15 protein-coding genes are annotated in these 19,525 nt (G+C 65.7%); 8 read left to right on the top strand and 7 right to left on the bottom strand.

From position 1 onward, the window contains the following. Positions 1-45: 45 nt before the first annotated feature. From E1742_RS10940 to E1742_RS10925, 4 genes are all read right to left on the bottom strand, one after another. Positions 46-537: a DUF6702 family protein gene (locus E1742_RS10940; protein WP_134384901.1), complete on the bottom strand. Its 492-nt coding sequence runs from the start codon at positions 535-537 to the stop codon at positions 46-48. Between the two features lie 3 nt (positions 538-540). Then, positions 541-3,018, bottom strand: coding sequence for a M1 family metallopeptidase (locus E1742_RS10935; protein WP_134384900.1), 2,478 nt, complete (start codon positions 3,016-3,018; stop codon positions 541-543). Positions 3,019-3,234: 216 nt separating this feature from the next. Further along, a complete protein-coding gene (locus E1742_RS10930) occupies positions 3,235-4,245 on the bottom strand; it encodes an alpha/beta hydrolase (RefSeq protein WP_134384899.1) in 1,011 nt (336 codons plus the stop codon). Positions 4,246-4,338: 93 nt separating this feature from the next. Then, positions 4,339-4,812 (bottom strand): MarR family winged helix-turn-helix transcriptional regulator, encoded by a 474-nt coding sequence (locus E1742_RS10925; RefSeq protein WP_134384898.1) that lies wholly within the window; start codon positions 4,810-4,812, stop codon positions 4,339-4,341. 139 nt (positions 4,813-4,951) lie between these two features. Here E1742_RS10925 and E1742_RS10920 point away from each other — a divergent pair, with 139 nt between their 5' ends. Both E1742_RS10920 and E1742_RS10915 read left to right on the top strand, forming a co-directional pair. After that, the gene (locus E1742_RS10920; protein ID WP_134384897.1) at positions 4,952-5,254 is read left to right on the top strand and encodes a hypothetical protein; all 303 of its coding nucleotides are present in this window, start codon (positions 4,952-4,954) and stop codon (positions 5,252-5,254) included. A gap of 177 nt (positions 5,255-5,431) precedes the next feature. Further along, positions 5,432-7,732, top strand: a complete 2,301-nt coding sequence (locus E1742_RS10915) for a CHASE domain-containing protein (protein ID WP_134384896.1) — start codon at positions 5,432-5,434, stop codon at positions 7,730-7,732. A gap of 68 nt (positions 7,733-7,800) precedes the next feature. Here the strand turns inward: E1742_RS10915 and E1742_RS10910 are convergent, their stop codons facing one another. Together E1742_RS10910 and E1742_RS10905 are read right to left on the bottom strand one after the other, a co-directional pair. Continuing rightward, positions 7,801-8,613: a sugar phosphate isomerase/epimerase family protein gene (locus E1742_RS10910; protein ID WP_134384895.1), complete on the bottom strand. Its 813-nt coding sequence runs from the start codon at positions 8,611-8,613 to the stop codon at positions 7,801-7,803. After that, the gene (locus tag E1742_RS10905; protein WP_134384894.1) at positions 8,613-9,452 is read right to left on the bottom strand and encodes a phytanoyl-CoA dioxygenase family protein; all 840 of its coding nucleotides are present in this window, start codon (positions 9,450-9,452) and stop codon (positions 8,613-8,615) included. The genes E1742_RS10910 and E1742_RS10905 overlap by 1 nt, the downstream gene beginning before the upstream one ends. A gap of 104 nt (positions 9,453-9,556) precedes the next feature. Between E1742_RS10905 and E1742_RS10900 the strand changes: the two genes are divergently transcribed. Then, complete coding sequence (locus E1742_RS10900) at positions 9,557-10,492, top strand: LysR family transcriptional regulator (protein ID WP_229466712.1); 936 nt, start codon at positions 9,557-9,559, stop codon at positions 10,490-10,492. On the opposite strand, the gene E1742_RS10895 is transcribed toward E1742_RS10900, so the two are convergent. Beyond that, on the bottom strand, positions 10,435-11,487 hold the full coding sequence (locus tag E1742_RS10895) for a M29 family metallopeptidase (RefSeq protein ID WP_134384893.1): 1,053 nt from the start codon (positions 11,485-11,487) through the stop codon (positions 10,435-10,437). The genes E1742_RS10900 and E1742_RS10895 overlap by 58 nt on opposite strands. Positions 11,488-11,677: 190 nt before the next feature. On the opposite strand from E1742_RS10895, the gene E1742_RS10890 reads away from it, so the two are divergent. From E1742_RS10890 to E1742_RS10870, 5 genes are all read left to right on the top strand, one after another. Next, on the top strand, positions 11,678-12,136 hold the full coding sequence (locus E1742_RS10890; protein ID WP_134384892.1) for a hypothetical protein: 459 nt from the start codon (positions 11,678-11,680) through the stop codon (positions 12,134-12,136). Positions 12,137-12,360: 224 nt separating this feature from the next. Further along, positions 12,361-13,878 (top strand): hypothetical protein, encoded by a 1,518-nt coding sequence (locus E1742_RS10885; protein WP_134384891.1) that lies wholly within the window; start codon positions 12,361-12,363, stop codon positions 13,876-13,878. Then, entirely contained in the window at positions 13,875-15,365 is a 1,491-nt protein-coding gene (locus E1742_RS10880) for a hypothetical protein (protein ID WP_134384890.1), read from the top strand. The genes E1742_RS10885 and E1742_RS10880 overlap by 4 nt, the downstream gene beginning before the upstream one ends. A 43-nt stretch (positions 15,366-15,408) precedes the next feature. Continuing rightward, complete coding sequence (locus E1742_RS10875; RefSeq protein ID WP_134384889.1) at positions 15,409-15,888, top strand: hypothetical protein; 480 nt, start codon at positions 15,409-15,411, stop codon at positions 15,886-15,888. A gap of 9 nt (positions 15,889-15,897) precedes the next feature. Next, a complete protein-coding gene (locus E1742_RS10870) occupies positions 15,898-19,521 on the top strand; it encodes a tubulin-like doman-containing protein (protein WP_134384888.1) in 3,624 nt (1,207 codons plus the stop codon). Positions 19,522-19,525: the final 4 nt, after the last annotated feature.

Genomic DNA, 19,525 nt, shown 5'->3' with positions numbered 1-19,525 from the left:
GTTTGAAGAAAAATTGCCTGTAAACCCGGGTCTGTCCCGGGTTTTTTACGGAAGCGCGTGTTGCGGGCTGGCAGCGGTAAATGTCAGCGTCGTGGCGGCGCGGCCGGCGTTGGCGCCCACGTTGACGGTATTGATCTGCGTGGGAATGAAATCCGTCAGTACGCTATCGGCGATGACGGCGCCCGGTGGCAGCGCCGTATGCCCGATCTGCTGGAAGACGGTGATCGTGTCGGCATCGGCCTTGACGCCGACCCATTGCAACGGCAGGCGCTTGCCCGCCGCGCTGATGGTGAAGCGCTGCTCGATGTACTGGCGCAGCACGTCCTGGTCTTCTTCCAGCCCAAGGTCGAAATGGCGGCCATACAGGTTCGCCAGCAGCGCCTCGATGTCGTGCGCAGTATACGTGTGGATCACTTCCGTATGGCCGGTGGCGGCGTTGTAGCCGATGTCCGCCATGCCCATATGGTAGTTGTGCGCGTGCGCGGTACCGGCGTACAGCGCCAGGGCCAGCAGGATGCTGTTGGAACGAAGGCGCATGCTTTACTGCTTGCCCGCCGGTTTTGGCTGATCGAGTTTCAACGGCGTCTGCTCGGCTTCCTGCTTGGCCGCGGCGCCGTTGGCCGGTGGCGTTGCCGCCGGCTTGTCGCCGGCTTTGCCGTCCTTCGCATCCTTGTCGTCGGCCTTCAATGGCGTATTGAAGTCCTTCATCATGTCCGGCACCTTGCGCTCTGCCTTGAACAGCTCCAGGCGCGACGGTGCGGCCTTGCGCGGCCAGCTGTTGTTGGACGTGTCGATGTCCGCCGTTTCCCAGTACGGGTCCTGCGTCAGGGAGGTCATCGGCTCGTCGGTCACCAGCAGCTTCGTGATCTTCGCTGGCGAGTAGCGCCACACCTCGGCCGGCACGCGCTCGACATATTTTTTGCCCGACTTCAGCGTGATTTCGAGGATCAGCGGCATCACGAGGCCGCCCTTGTTGGTGAAGTCGACCAGGTACAGGTATTTGCCCTGTGCCAGCAGATTCTTCTGCCATGGCTCCAGGTCCGCCGTCGCTTCCTTGTACTTGTTGCGGTCCGCATTCGTGACGGTGAATTCGTCATGCTCGTTGTAGAAGTCGCGCAGCTCCGGCTGCGTGTCGATCCGGCGCGGCATCGATGCGTTGCGCTGGTCCGTGATCGACACCGGTTCTTCGGCCTTGCGCGCCCGCGCCCATGCCTTTTCCACTTCGGGATTTTTCGTGTCGACGGTGAGTTCGCCGATGTTATCCAGGCTGATGTCGACGGCGTCGGTCGTGTAGAACCAGCCGCGCCAGAACCAGTCGAGGTCCGTGCCCGACGCGTCCTCCATCGTGCGGAAGAAGTCCGCCGGGGTAGGGCGCTTGAACTTCCAGCGCCGCGCGTATTCGCGGAAGGCATGGTCGAACAGCTCGCGGCCGAGGATCGTCTCGCGCAGGATGTTCAACGCGGTGGCCGGCTTGGCGTAGGCGTTGTTGCCGAACTGGAGGAGCGACTCGGAATTCGTCATGATCGGCACCTGGTTTGCCGAACGCATATAGTTGACGATATCGCGCGGGTCGCCGCGGCCGATGGGGAAGTCCTTCTCCCAGGCCTGCACGGCCAGGTATTCGACGAACGAGTTCAGGCCCTCGTCCATCCACGTCCATTGCCGCTCGTCGGAATTGACGATCATCGGGAAGTAGTTGTGGCCGACCTCGTGCACGATGACGGAAATGAGGCCATACTTGGCGCGCTTCGAGTAGGTCAGCTGGCCCGTCTTCTTGTCCTTCGTCGGTCGCGGGCCGTTAAAGGAGATCATCGGGTATTCCATGCCGCCGACCGGGCCGTTGACGGAGATCGCCGTCGGATACGGATAATCGAAGCTGTATTTGTTGTACTGCTCGATGGTGTGGATGATCGACGCCGTGGAGTACTTCTCCCACAGCGGATTGCCTTCCTTCGGGTAGTACGACATGGCCAGCACGTTGGTGCCGTCCTTTTTGTAGCCCTGCGCGTCCCAGATGAACTTGCGGCTCGACGCCCATGCGAAGTCGCGCACGTTCTTCGCCTTGAAGTGCCAGGTCTTGTTGGCCTTGCTGACGGCCTTCTCCGCCGCCTCGGCTTCCGCCTGCGTGACGATGACGACGGGCTTCTTCGCCGTCTTCGCCTGCTCCAGGCGCTGGCGCTGCGTGGCGCTCAAGACGTCGCCGGGGTTCTGCAGCTCGCCGGTGGACGCCACCACGTGATCCGCCGGTACGGTGATCCTGACGTCGTAGTCGCCGAATTCCAGCGTGAATTCGCCGGAGCCCAGGAACTGCTTGTGCTGCCAGCCGGCGACATCGTAGTAGGCGGCCATGCGCGGATACCACTGGGCGATCTCGAACAGCGTGTTCTTGTCTTCCTCGAAGTATTCGTAGCCGGAGCGCCCGCCCAGCACCTTCTGTTCGTTGACCTTGTACGTCCACTCCATGCCGAACGTGACGCGCTCGCCCGGTTTCAACGGCGACGGCAGGTCGATGCGCATCATCGTGCCGTTGACCACGTACTGCAACGGTGCGCCGCCGGATGTTCTGACGTTCGAGATCCTGAAGCCGCCGTCGAACTCGCGGCCGACCAGCGTGCTGCGCAGGCCTTCGTATTTCGCGCCATCCTCGCCGCGCGGTTTGGTCCACGCTTCGCGCGAGGGCGCCGTCTGCATGCGCCGCGCATCCGAGTCGGGCTTGTAGATGTTCTGGTCCAGCTGCACCCACAGGTAGGCGAGCGTGTCGGGCGAGTTGTTGTGGTAGGTGATCTGTTCGGCCCCCGTGACGGTCCGGTTGGCCTCGTCCAGCGTGGCACGGATCGTGTAATCGGCACGCTGCTGCCAGTATTGGTGGCCCGGGGCACCGGAGGCGGTGCGGTATGGCGTCGCGGTGGGCAGCAGCTCGTCGAGCTGGCGGAACTTGTCGTCAAACTTGTCCGCGGCAGTCGCGTGGAGCGACGTGCATAACAGGACGGTAATACCGGCGATGGCAGAGCGCTTCATCGGACCCCTGGCAATGTGAAAGTTGGAAGAATTGTCGGGGTATTTTAAGGGCTTGCCCCATGACGCGAGGAAAGTCTATTTGTAAATATCTTGAAACAATGGCAGGCGTAAAACGGCGGCGGACGTCCGCGCCGGCAACAGCACATGCCGGCGCGCTGTCCGGGCGGACGTCCGCCTGTCCGGTGGGCGCTGCCGGCGTGGTGCGTACGCGACGGCTTATTTGAGGCGGTGTTTCAGTTCGTCGCCGGCCTGGCGCAGCGCGGTGCGCACGGCAGGAACTTCCGACAGGGCGTTGAGCAGGCCGTAGTCGTGGATCATGCCGCCGTAGCGTACCGTCGTCGTGTCGACACCCGCCGCCGCCAGCTTGCGGCCGTATGCTTCGCCTTCGTCACGCAGCACGTCGAACTCGGCCGTCTGGATCAGCGCCGGCGGCAGGCCCTGCAATTGGGCGGTGCCGGCCTGCAGCGGCGAGGCGTGGATTTCGCGGCGGGCGGCGGCGTCCGTCGTGTAGTTGTCCCAGAACCAGCGCATCATGCCCTTGGTCAGGAAGTAGCCTTCGGCATACTGGTTGTACGACGGCGTGTCGAAGCTGGCGTCCGTCACCGGCCACAGCAGTACCTGGGCGCGCAGCGTCGGCTGCCCCTGTTCTTTCGCCATCAGCGCGACCACGGCGGCCATGTTGCCACCGACGCTGTTGCCGGCCACGGCCAGGCGGCTGCCGTCCACGCCGATTTCCCGTCCGTGTGCGGCCACCCACTTCGTGGCGCCGTATGCCTGGCCGATCGCGGTGCCATATTTTGCTTCAGGCGACGGCGTGTAGTCGACGAATACGGCAACGGCTCCCGAGTTCACGACGAGGTCGCGCACCAGGCGTTCATGGGTAGGGAAATCGCCCAGCACCCAGCCGCCGCCGTGGAAGAACATAAATGCCGGCAAAGTCCCTTTGACGCCGGCCGGACGCACGATGTGCAGCTTCACGGGTTTGCCGTCCAGCTCGATCGTCTTCACCGACACGTCCGCGGCCCGCAGCTTTGCATTTGCTTGCGCGCCAACCAGCACCTGGCGGGCGGCCGCCGGGGTCAGCGATTCCAGCGGCGCGCCGCCTTCCAGCGCTTTCAGGAACCTGGCGGTCGTCGGTTCGACGCCAGGCTCGGCAGCGGTAGCAGCGCCGGTAACGAACGCTGCGGCAATGGCAGCGGCGGAGGCAAGTTGTCTGATCGGGTTCATTTTGTTCTTCCTTTTTAAGTTGACTGCGATTATATAGTTCGCTACTTATCGGATACGGCAAATCTGTTGCTTTGAAAACCGGCGAACCGGCTTTCACATCCCGCTTTTCATCAGCTGGCCACGCAGGTCGTCCAGCTGACCTTTCAGGCCGACGACCTGGTCCAGATTGCATCCCGTCGCTTCCAGCACGCAGGCCGGAATGGCCTTGGCCTGTTCACGCAGCGCGCTGCCCCGTTCGCTCAGTGCGATGATGACCTGGCGTTCGTCGCTGGCGCTGCGGGTGCGCGTTACCAGCTCGGCCTGTTCCATCCGCTTCAGCAGAGGCGTCAATGTGGCCGAATCGAGGAACAGTTTTTCGCCCAGGTCCGATACCGTCTGCTCATCGCGCTCCCACAGCACCATCATGACGAGGTACTGCGAGTAAGTCAGGTCGAGCTTGCGCAGCAGCTTCCGGTACAGCTTGTTCATCGCCAGCGACGTGGAGTACAAGGCGAAGCACAGTTGTTGATCCAGTTGCGGTACGCGGGACAGCGCATTGCCGGTGTCGAGGGTGTTGTTCGTTTCCATGCACGCAGTATATGTAGTACGCGATCTAATTGCAAGCGATTTCTCGCAGTCGATTGTGCTTGCCACATGCCGCCCGTTTGGCTTATCGTTTTGTGACCTGCTAACACTGGCACGGTAAAGGGGAAAGATGATGAATCGGATGAATCAGATCGACCCAAAACAATCGCCGACGACCGAGCAGCGTTACCAGCCGGCCGGCCTTTATCTGGTGCAACTTGACCCGCAGAGCGTGGTCGACGGCGTGCGCTACGATGACACTTACCTCGCGGATGAAATCCGTACCTGTGGCACGATGCGCGAGACCTGCCCGGTCTGCGGCGATGGCCACCTGCAGCTGGTGCTGCGCCAGAAGAGCGTGCGCATTCCCCATTTGTTCTGTCTTGAATGCACGCGCTGCTTTGGCGCTTTTCTGGAAGACGGCACACCCGCGTTGATCGAATAACGCGTCGTGATGAGAAACCGGTGACAGGCTCCGGTTTCCGGGAATAGGAGCCTGTCACCGGTTTTTTTTTGACCGTCTGATGGATGAGACAGACCCGGCGCAACATACATTGCTCAGCTGAATGTTCCAGTGCCCCATGCTATAGTCAGCGCATCCATCCAGCTGCGGGACGTACGAATGCGCGCACAAGGTTATCTCGCCTTTACCGTCGGCATCTGCCTGACGGCGTGGGCGTGCCTGTTTGCGCTGGACGCCCAGGACGCCCGGATCGCCGACCGTTTCGCGCGCGACACCGACAAGGTGACACGCGACACGGACGCACGGCTGAAAACCTATTTCGACACACTGCTCAGCATCCGCGCCGTGCTGGCCGTCGACGAGCGCATCGACCGCGCCGAATTACATCATTACATCCGTGAACTGCGCTTGCAGCAGCGCTACCCCGGCTTCCAGGCCATCCAGCTGGTGCGTCGCGTTCCGGCCGCCGGGCTGGCCAGCCATGTCGAAACGATCCGGCAGGACACCACGCTGCAGCCAGGTGGCTATCCCGACTATCAGCCTCATCCCGCCACAGAGCGGGCCGAGCATTACCTGATCGAATACACCGAACCGATGCGCGGCAACGAGAACGCGTTCGGGCTGGACCTGGTGGCCTTCCCCGCGCATCTGCGCTCGCTGGAGATGGGGCGCGACACGGGCGAGCTGGTCGTCACTGAACGCATCACGCTCGTGCAGGACGCCAGCGGCGAGCCGGGCTTCATCGCCCGCCTGCCCGTCTACCGCAAGGGGGCGCCGCTGACAACGGTCGAGCAGCGGCGCGCGGCATTGACGACCTTTGTTGCCATTGTCTTTCGCGTTTCCGACCTGATGCGCGAAGTGATCGATCCGCGTCTCCTGGCCGACATGCACGTGCAGATCAACGACGCCGGCTACCTGATCGATGGCGGCGGCACGCCGCCCGGCATCGAGAACCTGATGTTCGACAGCGCCGGCAAGGTGCGCAGCGACAGGCCCGCCCGCCCCGTCGTGCCGGGGTTGACGTCGCACACGACGCTCAACGTCGGGCAGCGCCACTGGCTGATGCAGTTCAAGGGCTATGCGGGCGGACGGTATGGCCGCGAGTACGGAACGATCGTGCTGATCGGCGGCTGTGGTTTCCTGATCAGCACCCTGATCGCCGCGCTGGTCGTCACCTTGCAGCGGCGGCGCGATATCTCGCGCCGCCTGCGCACCACGCTGGAAGAACTGCGCGCGTTGCAGGACAGCGCCGTCGTCGGCATCGGCCTGTTCTCGGGAGGGCAGATCGTGCGCTGCAATCGGGGACTGGAGGAAATGCTGGGCTATCCGCACGGCGCATTGGACGGCCGGCCCGTGACAACGCTGGTGCCGAGCGCGCCGGCCGTCGACCCGTTCCAGTGCGGCCCGGGCGGACAGCGCGCCTATGCCGAGCTGGAACTGGTGCGGCGCGACGGCCGGAGCCTGTGGTGCATGGTCAACGGCCGCCTGCTCGACCCGCAGGCGCCGGCCAAGGGCAGCGTGTGGGTTCTGGCGGACGTCAGCGACCGCCGCAAGACGGAAGCGGCGCTGCTGGAGAGCCGGCAGGGCCTGGAATACAGCCTGCGTGAAGTGGCGCAGCAGAAGGCCCATGCCGAGCAGGCGCACCGCGAGATGTCCGCCATGGTGCATACCTTGCAGCAGGCGCAGGCCAGCCTGATCACGTCGGAAAAGATGGCGGCGCTGGGGGCGCTGGTGGCCGGCATCGCGCATGAGCTCAATACGCCGATCGGCAACAGCCTGCTGACGGCGACGGCGCTGGCCGACATGGTGGCGCAATTCAAGCGCAAGCTGGCCGACGGTGGCGGCGTGCGCAAGTCCACGCTGGAAGCCCACCTGGCCGATGCCGGAACGGCCTGCAACATCATCGCCACGTCGCTGGGCAAGGCGGCGGACCTGATCACGTCGTTCAAGCAGGTGGCGGTGGACCAGACGTCCGACAAGCGCCGCACCTTCGCGCTGGCCGGCGTGCTGCGCGACACGCTGGCCACGTACGCGGCACAGCTGCGCCGCGCCAGCTGCGAAGTGCGCGTGGACGTGCCGGAAACGCTGGAATTCGATTCGTATCCGGGCAGTGTCAGCCAGGTCGTTAGCAACCTGATCAACAACGCGATGCTGCATGCGTTCGAAGGGCGCGGCCGCGGCATCATCACGATCACGGCCGCCGTGCTGGACGACGATACGGCGGAGCTGCGCTTTGCCGACAACGGCGTCGGCATGAGCAGCAAGACACTGAACCAGATCTACGACCCGTTCTTCACGACCAAGATGGGGCAGGGCGGCTCGGGACTGGGGATGAATATCGTCTACAACATCGTGACCGGCGTGCTGAAAGGCACGATCCGCGTCGAATCGGTGCCGGAGCACGGCACCACCGTTATCATCGCGTTGCCGCTGCGGGTGCCGCAGCCGGTGGCCGCCTGAAAAAAGTTGCCCGAAAAATGGGGACGGACGGGGTCGCCCAGACCCCGTTTTTCGGGCAACAGCGCACGTCAGTAACGCTCGCGCAGCAGCCGCAGCATCGCCACGTTCAGCGCCCACGCATCGGCCACGGGCTGGCGTGTGTAGGGCAGATTGAACGTGTACGGCGCCGGACCGAACTCCGGCGTGAACGTCAGCATGGCCGCGCCGGCGGCGCGGCGCAGTTCGACAATGCGGTCCCACCAGCCCAGGTGCGCGGCCAGTTCCGCTGCGTATTCCGGCGCGCGGAAGTCGGCTACCTGCGCTCCTTGCGCATGGCCGACACGCGCGTGGACGTGGCGCACGCGCGGCAGCGTGATGTCCAGCGTCCGCGGCTGGTCTTCCAGCAGCGATTCGCAGGCAACGCACCAGTGCGACAGGTCGGCCGTCAAGGTCAGGCCGGGCAGCGTGTCGAGGTAAGGCTTGAGCAGCATCGGGTGGCCCGAAAAGCGGCTGCGGTGGATCTCGTGGGCGATCGGCACGCCGTGCTCGCGCCCGATCGCATCGGCCAGCGCCAGCAGTTCCTCGTTCTGCTCGCGCGTATAAAAATCCTTGCCGGTATGCGAGTTGACCAGCAGCGGCCGCGCCGCGCAGGCGTTGTGCAGCAGCGCCTGCAGCGCCGCGCGGTGTTCGTGGAACTGCGGATGGAACACCGTTTCCCATTGCGAAGCGACGAGATCGAGCTTTGCATCGGCGATGCGGCGCAGCCAGTCGTCGCGCTGCGCGGCGTCCAGCGGCAGCGACATCTCGACGCCGTCGAAACCGGCCGCCACCACCTTGTCGATGAAGACCTGGGGCGCCAGGTCGTTGCTGCCCCAGTGCGGGGCGAGGATCCGGATCTGCATCAGATAAAGCCACGCACGGGGAACGAGGCGCCGCGCTGGATCCAGTTGCGCGGCGAGTAGACCGTGTTGGCGTCCGTCGCATGCAGGGTGTACGCGTGGCGTGACACGGGCGAGCGGTTCGGCGCGCTGTAGTGCGGCAGCAGGCCGTGGAAGCAGACCAGCGCGCCGGCCTTGCATTCGAGCGGCACGGCCGTGCTGTCGTCCGGCCATGGCGTGCTGTCCAGCTTTTCCACGGCGATGTCGTCGCCCGTGCGGACGAAGCGCTCGCGCAGCGGCGTGCGGTGGCCGCCCGGTTCCGCCCACAGGCAGCCGTTTTCCAGGGTCGCGTCTTCCAGCGCGAACCAGAATGTCGTCACGCTGATCGGGTCCGTGTCGAAGTACGTCGCATCCTGGTGCCAGCGCACTTCGCCGCCAATGCCGGGCTGTTTGAAAATGTACATCGACTGCCACACCTGCGCGTCCGCCAGGCCCAGGTCGCGCGCGACGGTGGCCAGGCGCGGATCGGCGGAGAAAGCGCGAAAGGTCGGGTCCAGGTCGTGCATCGCGTGGCCGATCTTGTTGATCGACAGCGATTTAGCCTGTTTCAGCTGGCCGTCCGGCCCGAACGCTTCTTCTTCGAAGAAGCAGCGGACCGTGTTGTCGGAGCGGAGAAAATACTCGTCGGCTTTCTTCTCCTGGTCCCTGGTCGTGAAGATGCCCTGCGCGACCGTGGGGTCGAACTCGTCGACGATCTGCGCGGCGCGCGCGCGCAGCGCCGCGATTTCGTGGGCCGACTTGAAGTCGGGGATGACGATGAAACCGTCGCGTTGGTACTGTTCTTTCTGGGCGGCACTCAGCATGATGGACTCCGGGTCGATGGATGACGCCATTCTAGGGCAGCGCTTTGTGCCCGGATAGCGGCAAATGGTTGACACGTTGTCGTCAAAATGAAGACAATTGCCTGATGGATCAATTACGGGCAATGGAAATCTTCGTGGAAGTGGCGCGCCTGAAAAGCTTCAGCGCAGCCGGGCGCAGGCTGGGGCTGTCGCGCGCTCTCGTCAGCAAACACATCCTGCAGCTGGAAGAACGGCTGGACGTGCGGCTGCTGCACCGTTCCACCCGCGAAGTGAGCCTGACGGATGCCGGCCAGGCCTACCTGGAACCGTGCAGCGCCGCGGTGCTGCAGGCACAGGAGGCGGCGCGCATCGTCATGCAGTCCGGCGATGAACTGGCCGGACCGCTGCGCATCCAGGCGCCGTCCAGCTTTGGCAGCACGTGGCTGGCCGACGCGCTGGCCCGGTTCAGCCTGCCGCATCCGGGCCTGCAGCCGCTGCTGCACGTGGACGACGCGCTGCTCGACCCTATCGAACATGGCTTCGACCTGACGATCCGTGTGGGTGGCATTCCGGACAGCCGCGCGCTGGCGATCCGCCCGCTGGCGCCTTGCCGCGGCATCCTGTGCGCGTCGCCGGCCTACCTGGAGAAGTTCGGCGTGCCCGAGACGCCGGAAGCGCTGCGCGCCCACCGCTGCCTGCACTTCTCGCACCTGACGGACGGCACCGCGTGGCGCTTCGCCCGCGCCGGCGAGCAGCGCGTTGTGCGGGTCGACGCCGCGTTCACGTCGAACAATGGGCTGGTGCTGCATGGCGCGGCTTTGCAGGGGATGGGAATCGTCTACAGCACGACGTTCCTGGCGATGCGCAATCTGCTGGACGGCACACTGGTGCCGGTGTTGACGGACTGGGAGCTGCCACTGAATTACCTGTCGGCGTTGTATCCGGCCAGCCGGCAGCCGTCGCCGAAGGTGCGGCGGCTGATCGATTTTCTCCTGGCCGAGTATCAGCCCGTGCCGCCGTGGGATGCGGCGCTGGCGACGATCCACGCGCCATCGGCGTAAATCCGCTCGCCGTCGAGATATACGCCCTCGGTGACGGCAAACACGTCGACGTGATAGCGCGCGTCCTTGCGCTTGAATTGCGGTTTCTGGTACTGCCCGTGCTTCGCGCCCAGCGACAGGTGGATGCCGCACATGCGCTCATAAGTGCCGATATCGTCCACGGTGCGGGTGATGGAGAACGCCCGGTTCATGCCGAAGCCCAGTTCGCGCACCCACACTTCGCCTTCGTGGGCACGGATGATCTCCAGCATCGCGTCGAATTCGGGCGTGCTGTTTTCGGCGCCCGTGACACGGCCCTTCTCGACGATCATCGTGATCGGCGTGACAGGACGGTTGACGTGGAACGACGTGTCGCCGAAGACGAACACGCGCACGCGGCCGTTAACGGCTTCCAGGTCGCGCGCTTCCGTGAACACTTCGCCGATGGGGAAGAGGCCGCCAACATTCTTCATCGCGCTGTAGTCACCGATATTGAGCTTCGCTTCCTCGAAGGGGGACGCGAACACGAGCTGCTCGCCGCCGCTGTCGACCATGCCGCCCGATGCGCCGTCGATGCGGCGCTTCAGCGCATGGCCAACGCCACGGAAGTAGGCCGGATCGTAGGCCAGCGCGTCGATGTAGTGCAGGCCCTGCTCGCCCGGCATGCGCGACAGATGCATATGCTCGATCACCTTCAGTCCGCGTTTGAACAGCTCCATGCGGATGCGGTAGTCGTTCAGCCGGAAGCTCGTGGTCTGGATCAGCACCGTCAGGTCGCCGGCGGACAGGCGCTCGAAGGCGGCCAGCACGTCGTCCGGACCCACGCTGTCGAAATCGATGAACGTCGCATTGGGCAGCGCGCGGCGGTAGGCCTGCGTCAGCGCGGCATTCAGTTCGCTGCGGCAGTCGAACACGACCAGCGCGGCATGCGCGGGCGTGTACTCGATGGCATGTGCCAGCAGGGCGGCCACGTTGCGCGCGGCGGCATCGAGGATGGCGGGTGGAAAAGACGTCATATTTGCAGTCAATACAAGGGTTCAGGGCCAAAAGTACGGCAAAGTGTTGCGGCCATGCGCATTATACGGTTGGCTCCGGAGGGAAACGGCGTCGCGGCTTGTGGGCGCATGGTGCGCGGGTTAGAATCGGTCCACTTATAGCCGGGCGGCAACACTTGTATCTGGCGCAACTATCAGGGTGGGAAAGAGCATGACAGTGACGTTTGGCCAGGATTTGCCGCAGGAACGGCCCGATGCGGACGGGCGGGCGGCGCTGTTCGTGCCGACGGCGCACATCAAGGATGAAATACTGCAGACCCTGCGCAAGGGGGCGGCGGTCGTCGGCTTCGGCAACCATGACCGCACGGTCACGATCTATTACGAAAGCAACCGTTTCAGCGAGCCGCACCTGGTGAAGTACGAGCAAAAGGCGAGGAAAGCTTACGAACGTCTGGTCGACAACCTGCCGACCACGTCGAAGATGACGACCAAACTGGAATACTTCGAACAGGTGGGCTACATCAATGGCAAGGGCATCAATGTGCGCCGCATGGACAGCCTGAAACGCTGGCTGGAATATTCCGACGCAATGGACTCGGCACCCGAGAGCGACGCCGTGCCGTGGACGCCGCCACCGCCGCCCAAGAAGATCAATCTGGGCGGCGACTGACGCATCGGAACGGGGACAGGCAACTGTCCCCGTTCCGCTTTCCGGGCCGGCAACGTCTTGCTGCGCTGGGGCGGGGCCTGCGTGCGATGGCGCCGCCGCGGTTCCTTTGTCAGGGGTAACCGTCCAGAAATCCTCGGTGCGTCCGCCGAACGCCCGTGTCGATGCGTTATGATTGACACAACTGCGCGCACGCGCGCGCAATGTCCAATCAGAGGCGGAGGAATATGGCGTACAGGTGGGAGACGGCGCACGGCACGTGGCTGGAAGGGGAACACAACCGCTTCGAGAAAAAGGCAGGCAAGGACGGGGCCCCCATCGACTGGCAGGGTGTGCGCCACCGCTTGCCGGACGTGGCGCAGTTGCTCGGTGCATCGCTGCCGTCCGCCTGCGCGCACGCACCCATCTATCCCGAAGGCTTCGCGTACTGCCCCGAGTGCGGCGCGCCGCTCTCCATGGCCGACATGACGCGCCGACCCGCTTGGTGGGGTGCCACCAGTGCCACCTTGAGCGCAGACGACTGTCCGTTGCCGCGCCACGTGCCGCATGGCCTGCCGCAGACGGCGCAGCCGCTGGCCGCCGTGCTGGAGACGCGTCCGCCGGAGCCGGCGCGGGGCCAGGCCGATGTCCGCATGCCCGTACCGCCCAACGCCATCTGCGTCTTCGCCGCCGCCACCTTCGGCTTTGCCGCCCAGCGGCTGCTGGCACTGGCCTATACCCGCAACGTGCTGCAGTATTGGGACCCGCATGCGGCGCACTGGCAGGTGCTGGCACCGGACGGCAGAACGGCCGACCTGCGCTTCACTGCCTCGCAATACGCCTGGCTGCCTGTCGTGCAGCCGAAGCGGCGCGGCGAGGTGGCGCTGGTCCCGTCGCAGCGCGGGCTGTACCGCCTGATCGTCAACCCCGTCACCGAGACCTTTCACACGGAAGCCGTGCTCGAAGTGGAGCTCGTTGCCAGCCCCGGCGCCGTCGGCGGCCGCATCGCCTGCCTGATCCTGGGCGGCGCCCACTACGCCCGCACCGTGCGGCTGTGGACGGCGGCGCACGACGGCGCCGACCCCGAATCGATGGACGTGCTGGGGGCCGACGAGGTGCCCGTGCCGATGCAAGGGTGGGCACGCCCGTACAGCTATGACGGACAACTGTGCTGGCTGCACGACGAAGGCCAGCTGCTGTGGCGTCCCGGCAGCGCGCCGCGCTGGCTGCCCTGGCCATTCCCGTGGCAGCCGCGCCTGCAATGCGGCGGTCCCGTACGCAGCCGCGATGGCCGCCTGTGGCTGCTGGGCCATGACGGCGAAAGCTATTCGTTCCGCGAACTGGGCACCACGGGCGTCGCGCAGGTCCACCCCATCGGCGGCGCCCGGCTGGGCTTCGGCACCTTGCTGTTCCGCCGCGGCCACCAGGTCAAGGACGATCCGTGGTCGGTCGAGAACGTGGAAGACCAGACCCGCGGCGACGTCTACGTGCTGCCGCTGCTGGAAAACGTGGTGGCCGCGCGCAGCCAGCCGTCCGGCCTCGTGCTGCGTTTCCGCTATCCGGGCCTGGCCGAAAAGGCACTGACGGACGAAACGCTGTCGGGCGCCATCGTCGAATGGATCGGCCAGCGCAACGTCATCCTCGACGAGGTGGCCCGCCTGAAGGACCCCGGCGCCTGCGTGCCGTTCGTCTACGACGGCAAGCTGTGGCTGCATCATCCCACCTGGAACGACATCCGCGGCTGGCGCCTGGAGGGCTTCGCATGATGCGCGTCCTGCTGGCAGGGCTGCTGGCGGCGCTGGCCGGACCGGCGCACGCCACGTCGCACGTCTTCCTCGTGCAGAATTCGGGCTGGATGGAGCCGTTCTTCACGGACCCGTCGTCGCAATACAAGCCACTGATCGCGGAGGTCGTCACGGCCGCCACGCAGCCGGGCGATGCGCTCGTGCTGGCTGCCTTCAACCAGGGCCTGCCGGGTGCGCCGTCGCCGCGCGCGTTAATGTCCCGCAGCGTCGACGATAAATCCCAGCGCGAGGCCGTGCGGGCTGCGCTGGCGCCGTTGACGGTGGCGCGCAAGCCACACGGCGGCGCCCTGGCCGACACGGACCTGGGCGAGGCGGTCGGTTCGGCGATGACCCAGGCGCTGGGCGGCAAGCCGGGCCTTGTCTGGCTGTTCACCAACAACAAGAACAGCCCGAACAACGACCAGGCGACGGCCCAGCGCAACCGCGAGTTCTACCAGCTGATCCACTCGGGGGCGGCCATCCGCAAGGCTGTCGCCTTCCCGCTGCACATGCCCGTCAAGGGCGAGCGTTACAGCGCCAACGGCCTGATGGTCTACGTGTTTGCCGTCCAGGAGCAGGGCATGCGCGAGCTGGACGCCTTGCTGCGCAGCGGCCGGCTGCAAAAGGTGATCACGGAACCCCCGGCACGTCTGAAACCGCTCGATGCGGACACGGTGCGGCTCGTGCCGACGCGCGTCGAGAACGTCCCAGGCGTCACCTTCGCTACGCTGCCCGACGGCCGCCTGCGCGCGGACGTCGACGCGCAGGCCACCGCGAACGGTCCGCCCCCCGCCGCACGCATCACGTGGCGGCTGGAGAACGCGATCTACCCGTACACGATTGCGCACGCGCGCATCGCCGCGCAGTCGTCGCTGGCGGGCGCCGTCAAGCCGCTGGCACTTGCGCATGACGACGTGGCGGCACTGGCACCGGGCAAGCCGCAGCCGCTGGCATCGACGATGGCGCTGCCGGTGGCGAACCTGCCGGGTAAATGGTCGCTGGCCGCGTTGCAGTCGGCCGGCTCCGCGCAGGTGCTGCCGGGCCGGATCGACGTGCAGCTATCGGACCAGAAGCTGGAGCTGTCGCAGGCCTTCCGCCAGCGCATGGCCACCCTGTTCCCGGGCGATCCGCTGCCGGACATCTTCACGCCGCCCGAGCGCATCCAGGGCTCGCGCGCCGCGTTGCCCGTCGAAGTGCGGCTGCAGCATGGTGCCGCGCCGCTGCTGGCCGCACTGGGCGCTCTGTTTGCGTTGCTGGCAGCGGCCGCCGCGCTGCTGATCGCGGCCACGCGCGGACGCAAGGTGCTCGTCACCGTCGAGGGAGAGCAGCGCACCATCCATACCAAGGCTGGCGCCAAAACGCCGCTGTACGACCGCGCCGGCAACCGGGTCGCGGCATTGCACACCACACTGTTCGGCAACAAGCTGACCGACCTGCGCGAAGGCGCACAGGTACGGATCGGCCGATAACGACAATCAAAGCGATAATCAGAGCTACATACACGAGGATTCGATGACCACCAACGCAATTCTGCTGGCGCAGGCCGATACCGACCCAGGCTTCAAGGTCCCCGGCGCGGGCAAGGACGAGAAAACCGCGATGCCGGCCCCACCCGCGGGCGACGGCACCCTGAGCACCACGCCGCCCGGGGAAACGGCGACGGGCATGGAAGTCGCGCCGGTCGCCGGCGCACCCGCCACGGACACGTCCACGCGCGACATCGCCATCGGCGGCGCCGTGTTCGTCGTGCTGCTGATCGTGTTCTTCTTTGCCCGCAACGCGTTCGCCAACTACCTGGTGCGCCGCCGCGTGGCACCGTCGTCGGCCGACACGGCCGGGTGGCTGCTGTTCTTCGGGCTGGCATTCCTCAGCGCGGCCGTCGTGCTGGGCTTCGTCAACTCGACCAAGTTCCTCAACGTCGCCATCACGGGTACCTTGCTGGTGTTCGGCATCGCGGCCATCGTCGGCGCGCTGTTCACCGGCCGGCGCTAGGAGGACGGCATGGCGGATATTCCCGGCATTGAAAAGAAGGCGGAACTGAAGATCGACTTGCGGCCCACGCTGTTCATCGGCGCGGGCGGCACGGGCATGGAAGTGATGATGCGCATTCGCCGCCACATCCTGTCGGCCGTGTGGAACCGGCACCATCCGGCACGCGTCGAATCGATCGGCGAGTTCCCCGTCGCACGCTTCCTGCACGTCGACCTGGACAGCGGCGCCGTCATCGACGACGGCAAGTCGCAGCGCACCGACCCGTGGTACGAACTGGTCAAGCTGGGCGACGAGGAGCGCCTCGTCGAACCGATCGACCTGCAGCAGTACCACGAGTCGGACGACAGCCTGGCACGCTTCCCGCTGATCGAGAACTGGATGCCGCTGCGGCCGAAAAAGCTGCGCTCCCTCGGCATCGACCCGTCGAAGGGCGCGGGCCAGATTCGCGCCGTGGCGCGCCTGTACCTGTTCGACAAATACCCGAAGCTGCGCGGCCGTATCAAGGGCGCGCTCAATTTCCTGGCCAGTAACGCCGGGCAGGAACGCAAGGACAATTACCAGCGCCTGGGCCTGCAGGTCGACACGTCGAAGTTCCGCATCGTCGTCATCGCGTCGAACGCCGGTGGCACGGGTGCCGGTACGGCGCTGGACCTGGGCTGGATCGCCAAGGCCATCGCGCGCCAGGAGGTGGCCGACAGCCAGGTCGATCTCGTCATGTTCATGCCGGGCGGGTACGCCAAGGCGAACAAGGAGCGCACCGAAGCCAACGCGTATGCCACCCTGATGGAGATGGAAACGGCAATGCGCGACATGAACGCGCAGGTGCGCTGGGCCGATCCGGACAGCCTGACGGGCCGTGGCGCACCGTTCGACGACGTGTACTTCGTCGACACGGCCAACCTGTCGAACAAGGCCACGCAGGACGTGCGCGACGTCTACCAGATGGTGGCCGATTCGCTGTTCGAGGATTTCGCGTCGGCCGATTTCGCCAACCGCAAGCGCTCGGTGGCCGTCAACCAGCAGCAGCACAAGCTGGGACCGTTCAATCCGCGCGTGCCGGAGCAGCGCTTCGGCGACATGCGGCTGTCGTATTCGAAGGTCTATTCCGCCTTCGGCCAGTCCGTGCTCGATACGCAGCAAAGCCTGCGCGACGATATCCGCGCGTATGAACTGGCGGCGCTGATGGTCAAGGCGTTCTTCGGCATCGTCGGCAACGACGGCGCGCCGGGCCGCCGTGCGGGCGACCAGGAACGCGACGTCTTCATGCGCGAGCAGATGCTGATGGCCGAGCGCACGTTCGACGAGTTCCCGGACTTCCGCAAGGGCACGGTGGATGTGACGGCATTCCAGGAGTATGCGCTGTCGGACCAGCTCCTGATGGACAAGGACGGCCGCTCGCTGCTGGAACGCGTGGAATCGAAAGTGCAGATGGAGATCGACCGCATCACCGGTGGCTACGACCTCAAGATCTGGCGCGAGAAGGTCGCCGAGCTGCTGCCGCACCTGGAACGCGACGCGATCCGTGAAGCAGGGGCGATTGCCGAGACCAGCGAGGACCGGCTGAAGCGCCACACGCAGGAACTGACAATGCGGATGAAGGGACGCATCCGCGACCGCCTGTACGGCCTGCTGGACGACCGCAAGCAGGGCGGCCTGGAATTCGTCCTGACCCTGCTGGAACAGATCAAGGCACGCATCGCCCAGCGCGACCTGCCGCACATGGAGCACAATGCGCGCCGCTACCGCGACATGCGCGATGCGCTGCGCACGCGCCAGGTGGAAGAATCGCTGAACAACCTGGCGCAGGCGGCCGGCAAGTGGATCAACGCGGGCGCGCAGGCGCGCGAAGTGGTCGTGCACCTGAAGCGCGACATTGCCGACTACCTGCGCTTCCACCTGCTGGCCGTGGCGGCCGGGCAGGCGACGGAAGTGCTGCGTGCGCTGTCGGCATGGCTGGGCGACGTGCAGTCGGTGGACGAGCGCGGTCACGCCATCTGGTCCGGCATCGCCGGCGAGTTCCAGGAAGGGCGCCGCTGTGTCGAGGCGATGCTGGGCGCGGTGGACCAGCGCATCGCGCAGCTGCGCGCCGATGCGCAGCACGAGCATGCGACGTACATGAAGCTGGCGGCGGACGTGCTGCCGGAACCCGTGCAGCTGACGGGCGACGTCAGCCTCTGGAGCGAGGAAGTGCTGGCCGAATTCGGCGGCTCGGCGCGGCTGTTCCCGCAGCTGGGCGACGAGAAGCTGCGTTCTTCCCTGCTGCTGAAACTGTTCCGCCGCGCGCAGACGCAGCTGACGGCCGACGACGTGGCCGCGGTGGGCGAGGCGCCGGGCGATCCGCTGCTGGAGCGGCTGCTGGCGCTGTCCGCACAGGAGCGCCAGCGCATCTTCAACGAATGGCTGCGCAGCGCCATGCCATGGGTGAACGCGCGCTTCTCGGCCGAGTTCACGCCCAACGCCGACCAGTTCAAGTGCTTCATCGGCGTGGGCGACGCCAACGCCTGGCGCCGGCTGGAAGGCGAGATCCGCGCGGCAGTGCCGACGGGCTTCTTCCACGGTGAGCTGGTCAACATCGTCAACACGGGCATTGGCGGGCGGGCCGTCTGCTACATCGAGCTGTCCGGCTTCCCGATGACGGTGCTGCGCGGGCTGCCCACGTGGCGCACGTCGTACCAGATCGAGAACCCGAAGATCCCCACGCACCTGCACTTCGACGCGACGCGCTTCCGTCATCCGATCGCACCGAACATGGACGAATTGAACCGGCTGGCGGACGATTACGAATGGTTCCTGCAGGCCGTCGCCACCGGTGTCCTGAAGCGCAAGACCGACCTGGCCGACCGCGAAGCGACGTTCCAGCCGCGCGGCCAGTATCTGTTCGAAGTGGAGCAGGGCTCGGGCGAATGGCTGCAGGTAGGGAACGAGTTCGCCGTCCGCTCGAACGGTCTGCCCGCGTTCTACCGCGAGCAGATCGTCGTGGCGGTGCAGCAGCGCCTGGCGCGCCTGGGACCACACCAGATGCTGCTGCTGGCGGCGCTGATGCGCCACTACCAGCAGCGCGTCTACCAGCCGAAGCTGGAAGTGGACGAGACGGGCGCCGAGCTGCCGTCGCCATCGCTGCCGAACATCACGGCAAGGCGGCTGCATGACGAATGGCTGCGCCGTGCCGTCGCGACGAATGCCGCGCTGGCCGGGATGGAGGACAAGGCACTGGACCTGCTGGCGCAGTGGAGCGACGTGGTACCCGGCTCCGCCCACGATGCCTACACATGGGAAGTGCAGCAGTCGGTCGACAAGCGCGTGCCGCGACCGGAATACCTTGCCAGCGAAACCACGGCGGCCCATCTGCTGGCGGGAGGAGCTGTTGCTGCGGCGCCCGTGGGGAGTGTGCCAGCTGCCGGCGGCTCGTTGTACAAGGTGTTCGTCAACCGCATGCAGCAGGGGCCGTACACGGTGCAGGAACTGGCGCAGCGCGTGGCGCGCGGCGAGATCGACGGCGCGACCAAAGTTTGGGACATGCGCTGGGTGCCCCACGTGGACGGGTGGAAGGCCGCGCGCGACGTGCCGGAACTGGCCGTGCTGTTCGCCGCGTCGATCCCCGACCCGACCGACGATATCCCGGACCCGGAATAAGGAA

The organism is Pseudoduganella plicata, from assembly GCF_004421005.1.
In the GTDB taxonomy this organism is placed as follows: domain Bacteria; phylum Pseudomonadota; class Gammaproteobacteria; order Burkholderiales; family Burkholderiaceae_D; genus Rugamonas; species Rugamonas plicata.
The sequence above is the reverse complement of the archived record's forward strand: the minus strand, read 5'-3'. Positions and strand labels throughout refer to the sequence as shown.

Excerpts from the sequence above, each read along its gene's own strand:
- E1742_RS10940 (WP_134384901.1), bottom strand. The coding sequence starts at position 537 with ATGCGCCTTCGTTCCAACAGCATCCTGCTGGCCCTGGCGCTGTACGCC.
- E1742_RS10935 (WP_134384900.1), bottom strand. The coding sequence starts at position 3,018 with ATGAAGCGCTCTGCCATCGCCGGTATTACCGTCCTGTTATGCACGTCG.
- E1742_RS10930 (WP_134384899.1), bottom strand. The coding sequence starts at position 4,245 with ATGAACCCGATCAGACAACTTGCCTCCGCCGCTGCCATTGCCGCAGCG.
- E1742_RS10925 (WP_134384898.1), bottom strand. The coding sequence starts at position 4,812 with ATGGAAACGAACAACACCCTCGACACCGGCAATGCGCTGTCCCGCGTA.
- E1742_RS10920 (WP_134384897.1), top strand. The coding sequence starts at position 4,952 with ATGAATCAGATCGACCCAAAACAATCGCCGACGACCGAGCAGCGTTAC.
- E1742_RS10915 (WP_134384896.1), top strand. The coding sequence starts at position 5,432 with ATGCGCGCACAAGGTTATCTCGCCTTTACCGTCGGCATCTGCCTGACG.
- E1742_RS10910 (WP_134384895.1), bottom strand. The coding sequence starts at position 8,613 with ATGCAGATCCGGATCCTCGCCCCGCACTGGGGCAGCAACGACCTGGCG.
- E1742_RS10905 (WP_134384894.1), bottom strand. The coding sequence starts at position 9,452 with ATGCTGAGTGCCGCCCAGAAAGAACAGTACCAACGCGACGGTTTCATC.
- E1742_RS10900 (WP_229466712.1), top strand. The coding sequence starts at position 9,557 with ATGGATCAATTACGGGCAATGGAAATCTTCGTGGAAGTGGCGCGCCTG.
- E1742_RS10895 (WP_134384893.1), bottom strand. The coding sequence starts at position 11,487 with ATGACGTCTTTTCCACCCGCCATCCTCGATGCCGCCGCGCGCAACGTG.
- E1742_RS10890 (WP_134384892.1), top strand. The coding sequence starts at position 11,678 with ATGACAGTGACGTTTGGCCAGGATTTGCCGCAGGAACGGCCCGATGCG.
- E1742_RS10885 (WP_134384891.1), top strand. The coding sequence starts at position 12,361 with ATGGCGTACAGGTGGGAGACGGCGCACGGCACGTGGCTGGAAGGGGAA.
- E1742_RS10880 (WP_134384890.1), top strand. The coding sequence starts at position 13,875 with ATGATGCGCGTCCTGCTGGCAGGGCTGCTGGCGGCGCTGGCCGGACCG.
- E1742_RS10875 (WP_134384889.1), top strand. The coding sequence starts at position 15,409 with ATGACCACCAACGCAATTCTGCTGGCGCAGGCCGATACCGACCCAGGC.
- E1742_RS10870 (WP_134384888.1), top strand. The coding sequence starts at position 15,898 with ATGGCGGATATTCCCGGCATTGAAAAGAAGGCGGAACTGAAGATCGAC.